Origin of the sequence: Streptomyces sp. SM18, assembly GCF_002910775.2 — a bacterium.
GTDB classification, from domain to species: Bacteria; Actinomycetota; Actinomycetes; order Streptomycetales; family Streptomycetaceae; genus Streptomyces; species Streptomyces halstedii.
In genome coordinates this window covers 2,042,732-2,059,359 of record NZ_CP029342.1, presented here as the reverse complement: position 1 = coordinate 2,059,359, position 16,628 = coordinate 2,042,732, and the positions used below count along the sequence as shown (strand labels likewise).

Genomic DNA, 16,628 nt, shown 5'->3' with positions numbered 1-16,628 from the left:
GGTGGGAGTGTGAGCCGACCATGGGGGCAGGCTACGGCACCCCGTGCGGCCACAGCCCTCGGATACGGCGCCCAGGCGGTACCGTCCCGCCGCTCACAGGTGTCGGCGGAGTTCGTCCTGGTGCTGCTGGAGCGCGGGGGACATGGCGACCCGGTGCTCTTCGAGGAGGTTGCGGGCCATGGCGGCGGACGCCCTCTCGCCCTTGTCGAACGCCTGGGCGAGGTGCTGGGCGTGGACGGGCTTGAGGCTCTCGCCGAACGGCGCCTCGTAGGGGTCGGTGATCGCCTCGATCAGGCACGGGCCGTCGTAGGCCATGGCCTCGGCGAAGATCTGCGCGGCCTCGGCCGGGTCGTCGATACGGAAGGCGCGCAGGCCGCAGGCGCGCGCCACCGACCCGAAGTCGATGGGGTGGAGTTCGCAGCCGTACTGGGGGTTGCCCAGCAGGGCGGTCTGTTCCCACACCTCCAGGGCCAGGGAGTTGTTGTGGAGTACGACGACCTTGACGGGCAGGTCGTACTGGGCGAGGGTGGCCAGCTCGCCCATCCCCATGGACAGCGAACCGTCGCCCGTGAAGGCGATCACCGGGCGGTCGGGGTGTGCGCGCTGGGCCCCGATCGCGTAGGGCAGGGCGGCGCCCATGCTGCACAGGGTGCCGGAGAAGGAGTAGTTCATGCCCTCGCGCAGCCGCAGCCGTCCGCCCCACGCGGTGACGGTGCCCGCGTCGCCCGTGATCACCGCGCGGTCGGGCAGGGCCTTGGACAGTTCCCAGGTGACCACCTGCGGCCGCATCGGGGTGCCCGAAGAGGCGGCCTGCTCGCCGATGAGGTCCCACCACGCCCGGTAGCTGCTCCGGGCGCGCTCCAGGAACGCGCGGTCGTCCTTGCGTTCCAGGTGCGGCAGCAGGGCCTGGAGCACCTTCTCGGCGTGGCCCACGAGACCGACCTCGACCGGGTAGCGCATGCCGATGCGGTCGGCGTTCAGGTCGATCTGCACCCCGCGCGCCTGGCCGGGGCGGGGCCAGAAGTCGTAGTACGGGGTGGAGGAACCCACGATCAGGAACCCGTCGCAGTCCTCGAACGCCTCCTGCGAGGCGCGGGTGCCGATCAGGCCCATGCCGCCGGTGGTGTACGGGCTGTCGTCCGGTACGCAGTCCTTGCCGAGGCCGGCCTTGATGATCGGCGCTCCCAGAGCCTCCGCGACCCGCTCCAGTTCGGCCCCGGCGCCCCGGGCGCCCGCACCCGCGCAGATCGCCACCCGGCGGCATGAGTTCAGGACCTCCGCGGCGGCCGTGATCTGCTCCTGCGGCGGCATCACCTCGAAGCGCTGCCCCGCCGTCGAGGTGTGCCCGGGGACGTTCTTGTCCGAGACGGTGTCCTGCTCAAGGGTCCAGGACTGCACGTCGATGGGGATGGCCAGGTGTGACGGAGTGCGGTTCATCAGCGCGCTGCGTACGGCCAGGTCGGTGGCGGTGATCGCGTGGGCCGGGCCCATCACGCGCTCGGAGAACATGCACGCCTGCTCGAAGAGCCGGTCGGAGGGCACGTCTTGCAGGAAGTGCGCGCCGACGGTGTCGTGGTACGCGAGGCCGGTGACGGCGATGACCGGAGCCCCGTCGATGCGCGCGTCGTACAGGCCGTTCAGCAGATGGATCGCTCCCGGCCCCGCGGTCGCCACGCACACGGCGGGCCGGCCGGTGAACTTCGCGTAGCCCACGCACGCCAGCGCCGCGTTCTCTTCGTGCCGTACGTGCGTGAACTTCATCTCGGGGTGGGTGCGCAGCGATTCGAAGAACCCGTTGACCTGGTCACCGCAGATGCCGAAACAGGTATCGACCCCCCATGCCAGCAGGCGTTCGATGATCAGGTCGGAGGTGGTCTTCTTCGCTTCTGCCCGTGCCACGGCGTGCCTTTCCCTCGTCGCCCGGCGGCCGCCGTGGCGGGACGTTCTTCGGGTCCGGCGTTCAGCCAAGCCGACCGGGGTGGGGGCCGCACGCGTACGGCGTCCGTTCGGGCCGGGTGCCCCGCTGGGCCGGTACCGGGCGAGGAGGGACCGTACGGCGTCGTCCCGCGTACGCGCCGAGGGCCGGCCGCCCCCGGGCGGGGAGCGGACCTCGGCCCGGGTACGTCGGGAAGCGGGACCGCGGTCCGTCCCGCGTCCTCGTGGACATTCTGGGTTGCCGGACGAACTGCGCTTCCTGAGCATGTACGTGATGGGCAGTCATATATGCACCTCACCAAGCCAGTTGGGGCATGCGGTGACCAGCCCGCCGGACCGCCCGCCCGGTTCGCGCGACCGCGCGGGCCCCCGCGCGGGCTCCGGCACGGTGGCGGACGGGAGCCGGCGGGGACGTCCCGTGCCGTGCTGCGCTCCCCGCCCGAGGAGACCGGCCTCCCGGCCGCGGACCACCGGCCGACGGACCAGCCCCGGCGGCCCGGTGCCGGGGGCCGTGGCCGCCCAGGTGCCGGGGCGGTCGCCGCCCCGGGGCGCCGGGGTCCGGCGGCCGGTCGTTACCATCCCTCGTGACCGAAACAGCCGAACCACGTGTACCCCACATACGTATCCTCGCCGACCTGACGCCCCTGCGGACCTCACTCGACTACCGGCGGCTCTGGTTCGGCAACACCGTCTCCTGGGTCGGGCAGGGCATGACGGCGCTGGCCGTCTCGCTCCAGGTCTACGACATCACCGGGTCCGCGTTCTCCGTCGGGCTGATCGGTCTCTGCTCGTTCGTGCCGCTGGTGCTGCTCGGGCTCTACAGCGGTGCGATCGCCGACACCGTCGACCGGCGCAAGCTCGGCCTCTACAGCGCCGCCGGGTCCTTCGTCCTCTCCATAGCCCTGGCCGCCGTGGCCTTCGCCGGGATCGAGCACGTCGGATTCCTCTACGCGGTCGTCTCCCTCCAGGCCGTGTGCTTCGCCCTCAACTCACCGGCCCGCAGCTCGATGATCGCGCGGCTGCTGCCGGCCGAACAACTGCCCTCCGCCAACGCGCTCAACGCGATGACGTCCACCACCGGGGGCCTGGTCGGCCCCATGCTCGGCGGCCTCATCGTCGGGTGGTGGGGCTACCGGGCCGCGTACACCGTGGACGCCGTCACCTTCACCGCCTCCCTCTACGCGATGTGGCGGCTCCCCTCGATGCTTCCCGACCGGACTGCGGGCAAGGCGGCCGAGCGGGCGTCGGTCGCGGACGGGCTGCGTTTCCTGGGGACCCGCCCCAATCTCCGGATGACCTTCTTCACCGACATGTGCGCCATGGTGCTCGCCCAGCCCCGCGCCCTGTTCCCGGTGGTCGCGGTCCTCTGGTTCGGCGGCGACGCGAAGACGACCGGTCTGCTGGTCGCCGCCCCCGCCCTCGGCGCCCTCCTCGGCAGCGTGTTCTCCGGATGGCTGGGACGGATCCGGCGGCACGGGCTGGCGGTCCTGATCGCCGTGTGCTGCTGGGGCGCGGCCATCGCGGTGTTCGGGCTGACCCGGCAGCTCTGGCTCGGGCTGGTGCTGCTGGCCGCCGCCGGATGCGCCGACTCCATCTCGATGGTCTTCCGCAACACCATGCTCCAGGCCGCCGCGCCGGACGAGATGCGCGGCCGGCTGCAAGGCGTGTTCATCGTCGTCGTGGCGGGCGGCCCCCGCCTCGGCGACCTGCTGGCCGGTTCGGTGGCCGACCTCGCGTCCCCGGCCGTCGCGGTGACCGGCGGCGGAACGGCGTGTGTGCTGCTGGTCGTCCTGCTGGGGCTGCGCCGACGCGGGTTCGCCCGCTACGACGCCCGCGACCCGCAGCCGTAGCCGAGCCGCGACCCGCAGCCGTAGCCGTAGCCGAGCCGCGACCCGCAGCCGTAGCCGTAGCCGAGTCACGACCCGTAGCCGTGGCCGAGCCGAGACCGCAGCCGTAGCCGCCCCACAGCCGCAGCCGGCCCGCAGCCGCGCCGCGACCCGCGTCGGTCAGCCGCCGGACACCGGGCCCACCACCGAGCGGGCCACCCCCAGGTCCACCAGGTCCTGGGGGCGCAACCGGAGCTGGCCCGCGGTGGCGCGTACCTCTTCCGGGCCCCGCTTCAGGATCGCCGCCGCCGACTCCGGGGCGATGACCGAGAAGTAACTGTCGGCGGTCACATGGGTGTTGCCCGGTGCGGCGAGGGCGAGCGCGCCGCCCGAACCGCCCTCGCCGATGACCAGGCTCGTCACCGGCACCCGGGCACCGGCCACGGCCGCGAACACCTCGGCGATGGCCGCGCCCGCCCCCGTACGCTCCGCCTCGGCGTCGTTGGCCGCGCCGGGGGTGTCGATCAGGGTGAGCACCGGCAGGCCCAGCCGGTCCGCGAGCCGGATCACCCGGGCCGCCGTGCGGTATCCGGCCGGGCGGGTCGCGGTGCCGCACTGGGCCGCGTACGCCACCGGCCGCCCGGCCCGCAGTCCGACCCCGCACAGCATCCCCGGATCGACGCCCCCGCAGCGGTCGCCGCGCAGCGCCAGCCGGTCGTCGAAGTACGCGTCCAGATAGGCGGCGGCGCGGGGCCGGTCCGCCGCACGTGCCTGTTCCACCGCGTCCCAGCCGGTCTCCGGCAGCCCGGTGGCCGACAGCGCCCCCGGCACCGGGGCGGGCCGCGCCGGGCCCGTCACCGTGAGCGCCGTCAGCCAGCGGCCCAGTGTCCGGCGCAGCTCGGCCGGTGCCACCACCGCGTCGACCTGGCCCGCCGCCCACTGCCCCTCGGCGGTGTACGCGAAGGGGTCGGCGCCCGCCGGACGCACCCGCGACCCGGCGAACCCGGTCTGCGCGCCGGGCAGCGCGAGCACGACGTCGGCGCCCGCCCCCAGGGTGGCCCAGCCGCCCCCGGTCGCCGGGTCCCGCACCACGGCGATCTGCGGCAGTCCGGCCGCCCGCAGCCGCGCCGAGGCCGCGGCGACCCGCTGGAGCTGGGTCAGCGCGATCATGCCCTCCTGCATCCGGCTGCCCCCGGTCGCGACGAGCGAGACGAGCGGCAGCCGGCGCTCCGTGGCCAGGGCGTACGCGGCCTCCAGCCGGTCCCCGGCGCGCCGGCCCAACGACCCTCCCAGGAAGCCGAACTCGAAGGCGACCAGGACGCAGCTCCGGCCGGCGACGCGGGCCGTGCCGTGCAGGACGGACTCCTCCTCGCCGGTCCGCGCGGCGGCACGGGCCCTCGACTCCCCGTACCCGGCCCAGCCGATCGGGCCGTCGCCCGTCTCCGGGCCCCCGGCCGGGCGGTGTTCGGTGAAGTCCTCGGTGACGGCGGCGATCGCGTCCCGGGCCGGCATCCGGCCGCCGCCCGGCCCCTCAGACACCGAGCGACCGTTTCATGATCTTGCCCAGGTCGTTGCGGGGCAGCGCGTCGAGCAGCCGGACCACGCGCGGGCGCTTGTGCGGGGCCAGCAGTTCCGCCACATGGTCCGCCAACTCCCTTTCACCGGGCGGCGATCCGGCGTCGGACGGCACCACCCAGGCCACGATCCGCTCGCCCAGGTCCGGATCCGGCTCCCCGGTGACCGCCACCTCGCGTACGCCCGGGTGCTCCAGCAGCGCGTTCTCGATCTCACCGGCGCCGATCTTGTAGCCACCGCTCTTGATCAGATCGGTGGCCCTGCGCCCGACGATCCGTACATAGCCGTCGGGGTCGGCCGTCGCCATGTCGCCCGTACGGAAGAAGCCGTCCTCGGTGAAGGCGGCGGCCGTGGCGTCGGGCCGGTTGAGATAGCCGGTGAAGAGGTTCGGGCCGCGTACCTGGATCTCGCCGAGCGAGGCGGGGTCCTCCAGCACGGTCCCGTCCTCCTCGACGAGGCGCAGCTCCACCCCGGCCAGCGGCGGGCCGACCGTCCCGGCGCGGGGCGCGGCGTCCGCCCGTACCCCGGTGTTCATCAGGGTCTCCGTCATGCCGTACCGCTCGACGACCCGGCGCCCGGTGGCCGCCGTGATCCGCTCGTGGTCGTGGAGCGGGAGCGCCGCCGATCCCGAGACCAGCAGCCGGGCGCCCGCCAGCGCCTTCCGCAGCTCCCCGGAGTCCTCGGCGCCGTCCAGCGCCCCGGCCAGCCGGTGGTACATCGTCGGCACGCCGAAGAGCATCGTGCCCCCGGACAGCAGCTCCCGGGCCACGCCCTCGGGGGAGAACCGGCCGAGGTGCCGCACCGAACCGCCCCGGCGCAGCGGTCCGAGGACGCCCAGGACCAGCCCGTGCACATGGAACAGCGGCAGGGCGTGGACCAGGACGTCGTCGGCCGTCCACGCCCAGGCGTCCTCCAGCGCGTCCAGCGAGGCGGCGAGCGCCCGGCGCGGCAGCACGGCACCCTTGGGCGGGCCCGTGGTGCCGGAGGTGTACACGATCAGCGCGGGGGACTCGGCGGGCGGCTCCGGGAAGGCACCCGGGGCCCGCGCGTCCGGGTCCACGTCGAGGCGCTCCAGCCCGTCCAGGGCGTCCGGCAGCTCGTCACCGGCCCCGGCCAGCACCAGGGAGGGGGTGCTGTCGGCCAGGATGTGCGCGAGTTCCCGCCCGCCGGTCCTCGGGTTGAGCGGTACGGCCGGGACGCCGGCCCGGAGCGCGGCCACCACCGCGACCACCGTCGCGGCGGTGGGGGTGGCCCACACGGCCACCCGTCCGGCCCCCGCGAGCCGGGCGGCCAGGGCGGCGGAGGCCCCGGCCAGCCCGGCGTAGTCCAGGGCGTGCGGACCGAACCGGACGGCCTCCGGGGAGTCCGCGCGGCCGGATGTCTCGTCGAGTGCGGGCAGCAGAGAGGTCACCCGGCGAAGCCTAAGGGTGTCCCGCGATCCCCGGCAGGCGTACGCCGGTGCTGCCCGGCTCAGCCCTCGCCGCGCGGGATCCGGAGGAACCCGTGGCCCGCCGGACTACTCCATCCGGGGCGCACGCGCCTCGCCCTGACGCCCCTTGGCCCCCGGGCTCCCCACGGCCCCCCGGAGCACCCGCTCGGCCGTCCTTTCCGGCCCCCGGCTGCGACAATCGGCCTATGGACCGTCTGGACAGAGAGATCCTCGGCATCCTCCAGGAGGACGCCCGGATCTCGTACCGGGATCTGGGTATGCGCGTCGGACTCAGCGCCAACGCCGCGGGCGACCGCGTGCGCCGCATGCGCCAGGAGGGGGTGATCCGCGGCTTCACGGTCATCATCGACCCGGCCGCCGACACCCGGTCGGGCCTCGTCGTCTTCATCGACGTCACCCTGCGCCTCGACACGACCGCCGAGGAGTTCGAGCGGTCAGTGCTGACGCTGCCCGGCATCACCGAGGTGGTGCACGTGACGGGCGGCCACGACTACCTCGTACGGGCCACCGCCGCCGACTCCGGCGCGCTGGACGCGCTGCTGCGCCGGCTGAAGAAGGACGCGGGCGTCGCCCACTCCAACACCCGGATCGCCCTCAGAGCGGCGCCTGCCAGATGACGGTCGGCGACCGGCCGCCGCTCTCGGTACGCCCGTCGTCCGCCACCACCAGACGTACCGCGGCCCGCCCGTCGGGCAGCCGCGCCGTCGCGTCCACCTCCACCTCGACCGCCGAGACCCCCGCCCGGCGGTGCGCGGTGGCCAGCGCCTCGCGCAGCACCGCGAGCAGGTCCCCGGCCACCGGGTCGGGCACCAGGGCGTCCACCGCCCCCGCGAACTGCACCGACGGCTGGAAGCCGAGCAGCCCCGCCGCGGCCGCCGTCTCGCGCAGCACCCGCCCCCGGAAGGTGGCGGGCGCGTCGGCCGGCGGCTGCTGCAACGCGAAGATCGCCGTCCGGACCTCCTGGATGGTGGAGTCCAGCTCGTCCACGGCCCGGGTGAGCAGGTCGCCGGTCCCGGCGTCCCCCGACGGGTCCTTGCGCCGGGTGGACTCCAGCATCATCTCCGTCGCGAACAGCCGTTGAACGACGAGGTCGTGCAGGTCACGGGCGATCCGGTCCCGGTCCTCGTACACCGCGAGCTGCTCCCGGTACTGCTGGGCGTCGGCCATCACCATGGCCAGCGCGGCCTGCGAGGCGAACTGGGTGGCGAGCTGCCGCTCCGCCTCCGTGTAGAGCCGCTCCCCGCGCCGCCGGGGCAGCGCGAGGGTGCCGATGAGCCGTCCGCCGCTCTGCAACGGCAGCATCATGCTCGGCCCGAAGCGGGACCGCACATGGGTCGTCATCCGGGGATCGGTCGCCGAGTCGTCGAGGAAGACGCCCTCACCGCCCAGCAGTTGGACCAGGACGGGGGCGCCGGGCTCGATGACCGTGCCGACCAGGCCCGCCGGGTCGTCGAGGGTGGACGCGGCCACGATCTCCATCCCCCCGTTCGCCGTCGGCTGGAGGATCACCCCCGCCGCCGCCCCGGCGAGGACCCTGGCCCGCTCGGCGACGGTCATCAGCGCGTCGGTCGTGCCCGTACCGGTCAGCAGCGCCCGGGTGACGGCGGCGGCCCCCTCGATCCAGTGCGCCCGCTGCCGCGCCGCCTCGTACAGATGCGCGCCGCCGATCGCCGCCCCGGCCTGGGAGGCCAGCAGCCGCAGCAGGGAGAGGTCGGTGTCCGTGAAGGCGCCCGACCGCTTGCCGGTGACACAGAGGCTCCCCAGCACCTCGTCACGCACCTGGACGGGGGCACCGGCGAAGGTGCGCGCCCGTGGATGCCCGGCGGGGACGCCGCAGGAGCGTGGATCGGCCGTCAGATCGTCCAGGCGCAGCGGCCGGGGGTCGTCGGCGAGGGCCCCGACCACCCCCGCGTGGGTGTCCGGGACGCCGGCGAGTTCCCGGCGCTCGGCGTCGCTCAACCCGGTGGTGAACAGGTCGGTGACGCGGCGGCGGTCCCGGTCCAGCAGGGTCAGCGCGCCGTGGCGGGCCCCGGCCAGCCCGGTGGCGGTGTCCACGATGTGCTGGAGGATGGTCCCCAGTTCGAGACCGCGCCCGGACACGGTGAGCCCCGCGGCCTCAGCCGGCCAGCGGGTCGAGGACCATCGGCTGGACCGTGCCGTCCAGCATGGCCCCGAGCCCGAGGACCGCGCAGACGTCGGGCCGCTCGGCGATGCGCACGGGCACGCCGGTCGCTTCCCGGAGCATCTGGTCCAGGCCCGGCAGCAGGGCGCTCCCGCCGACCAGGACGATCCCGGAGTCCGCGATGTCGGCCACCAGGTCGGGCGGGCAGGCGCGCAGCACCTTGCCCAGTCCGTCGTGCACCGCCATGAGCGGGGCGTGGATGGCCTGCCGTACGGCAGCGGTGTCCACCGCCACCGTACGGGCCAGTCCGGTGGCCACGTCCCGGCCGTGGATCTCGGTGACCGCGGGGCCGCCCGGTGTCAGCCCGTTGCCGCTCAGGGCCAGTTGGAGCGGGCGTACCGACTGGCTCGGCAGCATCAGCTGGTGGTGCTGGCGCAGGTACTGGATCACCGCGTGGTCGATCGCCTCGCCCCCGACCGGGACGCGGACGGCCGTCACGATCGAGCCCAGCGAGAGCACGGCGATCTGGGTGGTGGCCGCGCCGCACACCATGATCATGGTCGCGGTCGGCTGTTCCACGGGCATCCCGCTGCCGACGGCCGCCGCGATCAGGGTGTCCACCAGCTCCACCCGGCGCGCCCCGAGCCCGACGAGGGTCTCGACGGTGGCGCGCTGGGCCAGCGGATCGCTCTCGTGCGGGGTGCAGGCGGCGGCCCGCAGCCGGGGCTTGCGGCGCAGCTGGCGGCGGAGCTTCTCCCCGAGCAGGTGGCGCAGCATGCGCTGGGCCATGTCGATGTCCACCACGGTCCCGCCGGAGACCGGGCGGGCCACCCGGATGTAACCGGGCGTACGGCCGGTCATCTGCTCGGCCAGCGCGCCCACGGCGATGAGTGAGCCGGTACGCGTGTTCACGGCGGCGACGCTGGGTTCGTCGACGACGAGGCCCAGTCCCTTGACGTACACACGGGTCCTGGCGGCCCCGAGATCGACGGCGACATGGCAACGGCGCAACTGATCGAGACTGACGGTCACGGCAGGTTCTCCCGGAGCGCGGACGGGGCACCGGCGGCAGCCGGTCTTCCTGGCATCGTCCCGCCGCGCCGGGGGCGGCGCGCGCTGGGCGGGTCCGTAGGAGGGACCCGGAACTGACGGGCCGCCAGGTCTCAGGCGCGGCCGGGAAGCACCCGCTGGAGGAGGCCCCAGGTGAACTCCGCGATATACGGGAGCCGGTCGGCCGGGTCGGTGAGGGCCAGGGCCCAGCGGGTCGGCGCGCTGCCCTCCATCGGCCGGACCGGCGCGAAGGCGCGGGCCACCTCGTCCACGGTGCACGACCAGGGCCGCAGGTCGCGGACCGTCCGCAGGCCGGGGGCGGGCGCGCCCGGGGCGCGGACCAGCCACTCGTTCCAGACGGCCCCGCCGGGCCCGGCCATCACCTCGAAGCGGAGGTCCGGCCAGAGGGGCAGCCGCCACAGGAGCGCGTCGCACTCCAGGTCACCGACCGCGCGGCGTACGGAGGACTCGGGCTCACCCAGGACGGAACGGTAGCGGCGCAGGGCGCCCCGGCCGCGCGGGGCCCGGACCATGGCCTGCCAGCGGCGGTTGGCCTCCCGCATCTCGGCGAGCGAGGCGCCGAGTCCGCGGCGGGCGTCCTCCACGAGGTCCGGCTGGTGGTCGGCCATCCGGCGCAGCAGGACGAGCTGGAACTGGAGGGGGCCGAACGGGGCGGGAGCGGTCATGGCGCTCATCCTGCCGCGTCTGCCGCGTATCGGACGGCGTACACCGGAATCCGTACTTCCACACAGGATCCTCACCTGGGCGGCTTCCTGCGGTGTCGCCCGCGCGTCTAGTCTGCGGGCGCCATGGATTACTGCCACCCGTGCCGACGCCACCTCAACGGCGCCCTGGTGTGTGCCGGTTGCGGTACGCCCGCCGAGGCGCCCGCCCCCTTCGCGGCTCCGGCGCACCCGGACCACCACGACCCCGGACCGCCGCCGGACGACCACGTCCTGCTCGCCGAGCCGGCGCGGCGGCGTGCGCGCGGCCGGCGGGGGCACCGCAGGCGCGGGCGCGGGGCGCTGCTGGCGGTGGGTGGTGTGGTGCTGGCCGCCGGAGCGCTGAGCCTGGCCGAGCTGGCGACCGAGACCGAGCACCGGGACAGCGCCTCCGAGTACGTCACCAACGCCTCGGACCCGGCCGCGGGCGGTGCCGAGGTGCCCGTGACGCGTACGGAGACCGGCGGCCCGGGGCCGGTGGCCTCACCGACCGGGGACCCCGTGACGGCCTCGCCCTCCGAGGAGACCGGGAGCGCCGGGCCCACCGGGGCCGCGACCGCCGAGGAGTCCCGGCCGTCCGCCTCCACCGCCTCCGCCTCCGTCTCCTCGGACGCGTCCGGTGCGGCCGACGCCCCGTCCTCGACGGACCCGGGCGAGGACCCCCACGACAGCGACCCTCCGGGCGAGCCGACGAGCCCCGGGCCGAGCGGCGCTCCGGTGCCGCCGGAGCCCACGGAGACACCCTCGCCCACCCCGTCGCCCACCGAGACCTGCACCCGGTGGCTCTGGTTCTGTACCTGAGGCACCCGGGGCACGTGGGGCGCCCGAGGCATCTGAGGTACGTGAGGCACCCGGGGCGCCAGGTGGCCCGGGACACCTGAGAGCCCTGGAGGTCCCAGGCTCCCGTGGCGGGCCGGCGGGCTCAGTCCGTGCCCAGCATCCGGCGCAGCAGATCGCGCAGATGGGTCCGCTCCGCCTCCGAGAGTTCGGCCAGCGGTTCCCGGGCGAAGTCCAGGGCGTCCCGCAGCTGTCGCGCGATGCGCACGCCCTCCTCGGTGGCGGCGGCCAGCTTGACCCGGCGGTCGGCCGGGTCCGGGCGGCGTTCCACCAGGCCGCGGAGCTCCAGCCGGTCGACGATGCCGGTGATGTTGGAGGGCTCGCACTTCAGCCTGCGGGCGATCTTGCGCATGGGCATCGGTTCGAGGGAAAGGAGAGCGAGGACCCTGGCCTGCGCGCCGGTCAGCGTGTGCGCGGCCGCGGCCCGGTCGTACTCCTCGTGGTAGCGGGCCACGACGTCACCGATCAGTTCTATGACGTCCAGGGTCAGCGGGTCCGTGCGAGAGGGGGCCATGACACTCAGAATACCCAATTACTTGACAATATGAAATATTAAGGCGCATGGTTGTTTCAGGTAATGAAGCAATCCACGCTTCCCGTCCGCGAGCCATCGAGGAGACACCCCGACCATGTCCGACGCACTTCCCACCTCCGGCCGCGCATGGCACCTCGTCGCCCGCCCGCACGGCTGGCCCGAGGCCTCGGACTTCGCGCTGCGCGAGGCGCCGGTGAGCGCTCCCGGCGAGGGCCGTGTCCTCGTGCGCAACCTGTACTTCTCGGTCGACCCGTACATGCGGGGACGGATGAACGACGTGAAGTCGTACCTCCCGCCCTTCAAGCTCGACCACCCCATGGACGGCGGCGCGGTCGGTGAGGTCGTCGCGTCGAACGCCGAGGGCTTCGCCGTCGGTGACCACGTGCTGCACGGCAAGGGCTGGCGCGAGTACGCGGAGGTCCCCGCCGAGCATGCGGTGAAGGTGGACGCCTCGATCGCCCCGCTCTCCGCCTACCTCGGTGTGCTCGGCATGACCGGACTCACCGCCTACGCCGGGCTGTTCGAGGTCGCCTCCTTCAAGGAGGGCGACGCCGTCTTCGTCTCCGGCGCGGCCGGCGCGGTCGGCAGCCAGGTCGGCCAGATGGCGAGGATCAAGGGCGCCTCCCGGGTCATCGGCTCCGCGGGCTCCGACGAGAAGGTCAAGCTCCTCACCGAGGAGTACGGCTTCGACGCCGCCTTCAACTACAAGGACGGCCCCGTCAAGGAGCAGCTCGCCGAGGCCGCCCCCGACGGTATCGACGTCTACTTCGACAACGTCGGCGGCGAGCACCTGGAGGCCGCGATCTCCTCGTTCAACGTGCACGGCCGCGCCACCATCTGCGGCATGATCGCGCAGTACAACGCCACCGAGCCGAGCCCCGCCCCGCGCAACCTCGCTCTCGTCATCGGCAAGCGGCTGCGCCTCCAGGGCATGCTCGTCGGCGACCACTCCGCGCTCCAGCCGCGGTTCGTCCAGGACGTGGCCGGCTGGCTGTCCTCCGGGGCGCTCAAGTACCGCGAGACGACGGTCGAGGGCATCGAGAACGGCTTCGACGCGTTCCTGGGCCTGCTGCGCGGCGAGAACACCGGGAAGATGATCGTCTCCCTCGACAACAGCCGCTGAGGGCCGTCCCGTCATCCCTGGCGGGCGCACGACGGCGGCTACGGCACCTCGCCGCGTCGATCACGGGACAGCCCTTAGACTCGGCGCAGGCCGCCGCGGTCGTGGGCGCGAACCGTGGCGCAACAGCAGGAGGAGTCACCCGTATGACCATCCAGGGCATCGACGTCGCCTACACCGCCGTCGCCACCGCGGAGAACGGCCGTGACGGCCGCGTCTCCACCGACGACGGCAGGCTCGACGTCGTCGTCAACCCGCCGAAGGAGATGGGCGGAAGCGGGGCCGGCACCAACCCGGAGCAGCTCTTCGCGGCGGGCTACAGCGCCTGCTTCCAGGGCGCGCTGGGCGTGGTGGCCCGCAAGGAGAAGGTGGACATCAGCGGTTCCACGGTGACCGCGGCCGTCTCCATCGGCAAGACCGAGGCCGGCGGGTTCGGCCTCCAGGTCGCGATCAGCGCCTCCATCCCGAACCTCGACGCGGAGACCGCGCGGTCGCTCGTCGAGAAGGCGCACCAGGTGTGCCCGTACTCGAACGCCACCCGTGGCAACATCACGGTGGACCTGTCGGTCGTCTGACGTTCCGGTCAAGGCGAGAGCGGCGCTCCGGGAAGGGAGCGCCGCTCTCGTCGTCCGTCCGGCGTCAGGAGCCGACCTTGCGTTTGTTCCAGACGTCGAAGCCGACCGCGGCCAGCAGGACCGCGCCCTTGATGACCTGCTGCCAGTCGGTGCCGATGCCGACGAGGTTCATGCCGTTGTTCAGCACGCCGAGGACCAAGCCGCCGATGATCGCGCCGAGGACCGTGCCGACGCCGCCGCTCATCGACGCGCCGCCGATGAACGAGGCGGCGATGGCCTCCAGTTCGAAGTTGAGACCCGCCTTGGGCGAGGCCGCGTTGAAGCGGGACGCGAAGACCAGCCCCGCCAGCGCCGCGAGCATGCCCATGTTCAGGAAGACCAGGAAGGTGACCTTCCGGTCCTTCACGCCCGACAGCTTGGCCGCGGGCAGGTTGCCGCCGATGGCGTAGATGTGGCGGCCGATGACCGCGTTGCGCATCAGATAGCCGAACCCGACGACCAGCACCCCCAGGATGAGCAGCACGACCGGGGCGCCCTTGTAGCTGGCGAGCAGCAGGGTGACGACGAGGACGGCCGAGACCAGCGCGACCAGCTTCAGCAGGAACAGCTTGGCCGGCGGCACGTCCAGGGCGAACTCCTGCTGCCGCTTGCGGTCGCGGACCTCCTGGGACACCACGAAGACGATCAGGGCGAAGCCCAGCAGCAGGGTGAGGTTGTGGTAGTTGGTGTGGGGGCCGACCTCGGGCAGGAAGCCGTTGGCGATCTTCTGGAGGTCCTTGGGGAAGGGGCCGAGGGTCTGGCCCTTCAGGACGATCTCCGTCAGACCGCGGAAGAGCAGCATGCCCGCGAGGGTCACGATGAACGACGGTATGCCGAGATAGGCGATGAAGAACCCCTGCACCGAGCCGGCGACGGCGCCGATGGCCAGGCACAGCACCACCGCGAGCGGCCAGGAGAGATGGTGTTCGACCATCAGGACGGCCGACATCGCGCCGATGAACGCGGTCAGTGAGCCGACCGAGAGGTCGATGTGGCCCGCGATGATGACGAGCATCATGCCGATCGCGAGGATCAGGATGTAGCTGTTCTGCAGGACCAGGTTGGAGACGTTGCGCGGCAGCAGCAGGTCGCCGCCCGACCACACCGCGAACAGCACCACGATCAGCCCGAGCGCCATCAGCATGCCGTACTGGCGCATGTTGCGGCGCATGCCGCCGAGCATCAGCGCCCACAGGCCGTCGCCGGTGCCGCCTCCGCCGTCGCCGGGCGGCGCGGGGGGCGGGGTCTTGGCGGTCACGTCCGTGCTCATCGGGTTACCTCTTTGTCCTTCGTCATCTGACGCATCAGCGCTTCCTGCGAGGCCTCGGCCCGCGAGAACTCGCCCGTCAGCCGTCCCGCCGCCATGGTGTAGACGCGGTCGCACATGCCGAGCAGCTCCGGCAGTTCGGAGGAAATGAAGAGGACCGCCTTGCCCTGGGCGGCCAGTTGGTCGATGACCGTGTAGATCTCGTACTTGGCGCCCACGTCGATGCCGCGGGTGGGCTCGTCCAGGATCAGCACCTCGGGACCCGCGAAGATCCACTTGCTGAGGACGACCTTCTGCTGGTTGCCGCCGGACAGCTTGCCCACCGGCTCGAAGACGGTCGGCGCCTTGATGTTCATGGACGTACGGAAGCCCTCGGCGACCCGCTGCTCCCCGTGCGCGTCCACCAGCCCGCGTTTGGCGACCTTGCCCAGCGCCGTCAGCGAGATGTTCCGGTTGATGGTGTCGATGAGGTTGAGGCCGTAGTGCTTGCGGTCCTCGGTGGCGTACGCGATGCCGTGCGCCACCGCCTCCGACACGGACTTCGTACGGATCTCGGTACCGTCCCGCAGGACGGTGCCGCCCGCGTACCGGCCGTAGGAGCGGCCGAAGACGCTCATCGCCAGCTCGGTGCGGCCGGCGCCCATCAGCCCGGCGATGCCGACGATCTCGCCGCGCCGCACCTCGATCGAGACGTCGTCGACGACCTTGCGCTGCTGGTCGATGGGGTGGTGCACGGTCCAGTTCCGGATCTCCAGGGCGGGCGCGGTGCCCTCCTCCGGATGGTGCGGGGTCCGCTCCGGGAAACGGTTCTCCAGGTCGCGGCCGACCATCCCGCTGATGATCCGGTCCTCGGTGGTCTCCGGCGCCTTCACGTCGAGCGTCTCGACCGAGTGGCCGTCGCGGATGATCGTGACCGCGTCGGCGACCCGGCTGATCTCGTTCAGCTTGTGCGAGATGATGATCGAGGTGATGCCCTGTTCCTTCAACGAGAGGATCAGGTCGAGGAGTTTGCCGCTGTCCTCGTCGTTGAGCGCCGCCGTCGGCTCGTCGAGGATGAGCAGCTTCACCTTCTTCGACAGCGCCTTGGCGATCTCCACCAACTGCTGTTTGCCCACGCCGATGTCGGCGACCCGGGTCTCCGGGTGCTCGTCGAGACCGACCCGGCGCAGCAGTTCGCTCGCGTGCCTGAGGGTGTCGTTCCAGTTGATCAGCCCGCGTCGGGCGTGTTCGTTGCCGAGGAAGATGTTCTCCGCGACGGACAGATACGGCACCAGCGCCAGCTCCTGGTGGATGATCACGATGCCGCGCTGTTCGCTCGCCCGGATGTCCTTGAACCGGCAGGTCTCGCCCTCGAAGAGGATGTCCCCTTCGTAGCTGCCGTGCGGGTGGACTCCGGAGAGCACCTTCATCAGGGTCGACTTCCCGGCGCCGTTCTCTCCGCAGATGGCGTGGACCTCGCCCTGACGGACCGTCAGTGAGACGTCCGAAAGCGCTGTGACACCGGGGAAGGTCTTGACGATCGAGCGCATTTCCAGGACGGGTCCCGCCATGGTCTTGCCTTCCAATCCTTGTGTG

General features: G+C 72.9%; 14 protein-coding genes. 5 read left to right on the top strand and 9 right to left on the bottom strand.

Annotated features, from left to right (window positions below; all coding sequences use genetic code 11):
* Positions 1-93 precede the first annotated feature (93 nt).
* On the bottom strand, positions 94-1,899 hold the full coding sequence (locus tag B9S64_RS09215) for a thiamine pyrophosphate-dependent enzyme (protein ID WP_103489140.1): 1,806 nt from the start codon (positions 1,897-1,899) through the stop codon (positions 94-96).
* Between the two features lie 620 nt (positions 1,900-2,519).
* Between B9S64_RS09215 and B9S64_RS09210 the strand changes: the two genes are divergently transcribed.
* Complete coding sequence (locus B9S64_RS09210) at positions 2,520-3,785, top strand: MFS transporter (RefSeq protein ID WP_103488592.1); 1,266 nt, start codon at positions 2,520-2,522, stop codon at positions 3,783-3,785.
* A gap of 156 nt (positions 3,786-3,941) precedes the next feature.
* Here B9S64_RS09210 and B9S64_RS09205 read toward each other — a convergent pair whose 3' ends face one another.
* Both B9S64_RS09205 and B9S64_RS09200 read right to left on the bottom strand, forming a co-directional pair.
* A complete protein-coding gene (locus tag B9S64_RS09205; protein ID WP_103488591.1) occupies positions 3,942-5,273 on the bottom strand; it encodes a carboxyl transferase domain-containing protein in 1,332 nt (443 codons plus the stop codon).
* Positions 5,274-5,292: 19 nt separating this feature from the next.
* Entirely contained in the window at positions 5,293-6,747 is a 1,455-nt protein-coding gene (locus tag B9S64_RS09200) for an acyl-CoA synthetase (RefSeq protein ID WP_103488590.1), read from the bottom strand.
* Positions 6,748-6,971: 224 nt separating this feature from the next.
* On the opposite strand from B9S64_RS09200, the gene B9S64_RS09195 reads away from it, so the two are divergent.
* On the top strand, positions 6,972-7,403 hold the full coding sequence (locus tag B9S64_RS09195; protein ID WP_028439837.1) for an Lrp/AsnC family transcriptional regulator: 432 nt from the start codon (positions 6,972-6,974) through the stop codon (positions 7,401-7,403).
* Here the strand turns inward: B9S64_RS09195 and B9S64_RS09190 are convergent.
* The 3 genes from B9S64_RS09190 to B9S64_RS09180 form a co-directional block, all read right to left on the bottom strand.
* Positions 7,381-8,886 carry a GAF domain-containing protein gene (locus B9S64_RS09190; RefSeq protein WP_103488589.1) on the bottom strand — a complete coding sequence of 502 codons (1,506 nt, stop codon included), beginning with the start codon at positions 8,884-8,886 and terminating at the stop codon, positions 7,381-7,383. The genes B9S64_RS09195 and B9S64_RS09190 overlap by 23 nt on opposite strands.
* A gap of 16 nt (positions 8,887-8,902) precedes the next feature.
* Positions 8,903-9,940 (bottom strand): rod shape-determining protein, encoded by a 1,038-nt coding sequence (locus tag B9S64_RS09185; protein ID WP_103488588.1) that lies wholly within the window; start codon positions 9,938-9,940, stop codon positions 8,903-8,905.
* Between the two features lie 131 nt (positions 9,941-10,071).
* Complete coding sequence (locus B9S64_RS09180) at positions 10,072-10,644, bottom strand: hypothetical protein (RefSeq protein WP_103488587.1); 573 nt, start codon at positions 10,642-10,644, stop codon at positions 10,072-10,074.
* Positions 10,645-10,767: 123 nt separating this feature from the next.
* On the opposite strand from B9S64_RS09180, the gene B9S64_RS09175 reads away from it, so the two are divergent.
* Positions 10,768-11,481 carry a hypothetical protein gene (locus B9S64_RS09175; RefSeq protein WP_181387625.1) on the top strand — a complete coding sequence of 238 codons (714 nt, stop codon included), beginning with the start codon at positions 10,768-10,770 and terminating at the stop codon, positions 11,479-11,481.
* 121 nt (positions 11,482-11,602) lie between these two features.
* Here B9S64_RS09175 and B9S64_RS09170 read toward each other — a convergent pair whose 3' ends face one another.
* Positions 11,603-12,031, bottom strand: coding sequence for a MarR family winged helix-turn-helix transcriptional regulator (locus tag B9S64_RS09170; RefSeq protein ID WP_103490781.1), 429 nt, complete (start codon positions 12,029-12,031; stop codon positions 11,603-11,605).
* 115 nt (positions 12,032-12,146) lie between these two features.
* Between B9S64_RS09170 and B9S64_RS09165 the strand changes: the two genes are divergently transcribed.
* Both B9S64_RS09165 and B9S64_RS09160 read left to right on the top strand, forming a co-directional pair.
* Complete coding sequence (locus tag B9S64_RS09165; RefSeq protein ID WP_103490782.1) at positions 12,147-13,175, top strand: NADP-dependent oxidoreductase; 1,029 nt, start codon at positions 12,147-12,149, stop codon at positions 13,173-13,175.
* 143 nt (positions 13,176-13,318) lie between these two features.
* Entirely contained in the window at positions 13,319-13,747 is a 429-nt protein-coding gene (locus tag B9S64_RS09160; RefSeq protein ID WP_103490783.1) for an organic hydroperoxide resistance protein, read from the top strand.
* 64 nt (positions 13,748-13,811) lie between these two features.
* On the opposite strand, the gene mmsB is transcribed toward B9S64_RS09160, so the two are convergent.
* Together mmsB and mmsA are read right to left on the bottom strand one after the other, a co-directional pair.
* On the bottom strand, positions 13,812-15,056 hold the full coding sequence (gene mmsB / locus B9S64_RS09155) for a multiple monosaccharide ABC transporter permease (protein WP_103490784.1): 1,245 nt from the start codon (positions 15,054-15,056) through the stop codon (positions 13,812-13,814).
* On the bottom strand, positions 15,053-16,603 hold the full coding sequence (gene mmsA / locus B9S64_RS09150) for a multiple monosaccharide ABC transporter ATP-binding protein (RefSeq protein ID WP_103490785.1): 1,551 nt from the start codon (positions 16,601-16,603) through the stop codon (positions 15,053-15,055). Before mmsA ends, mmsB begins: the two co-directional genes overlap by 4 nt.
* Between the last annotated feature and the right edge of the window lie 25 nt (positions 16,604-16,628).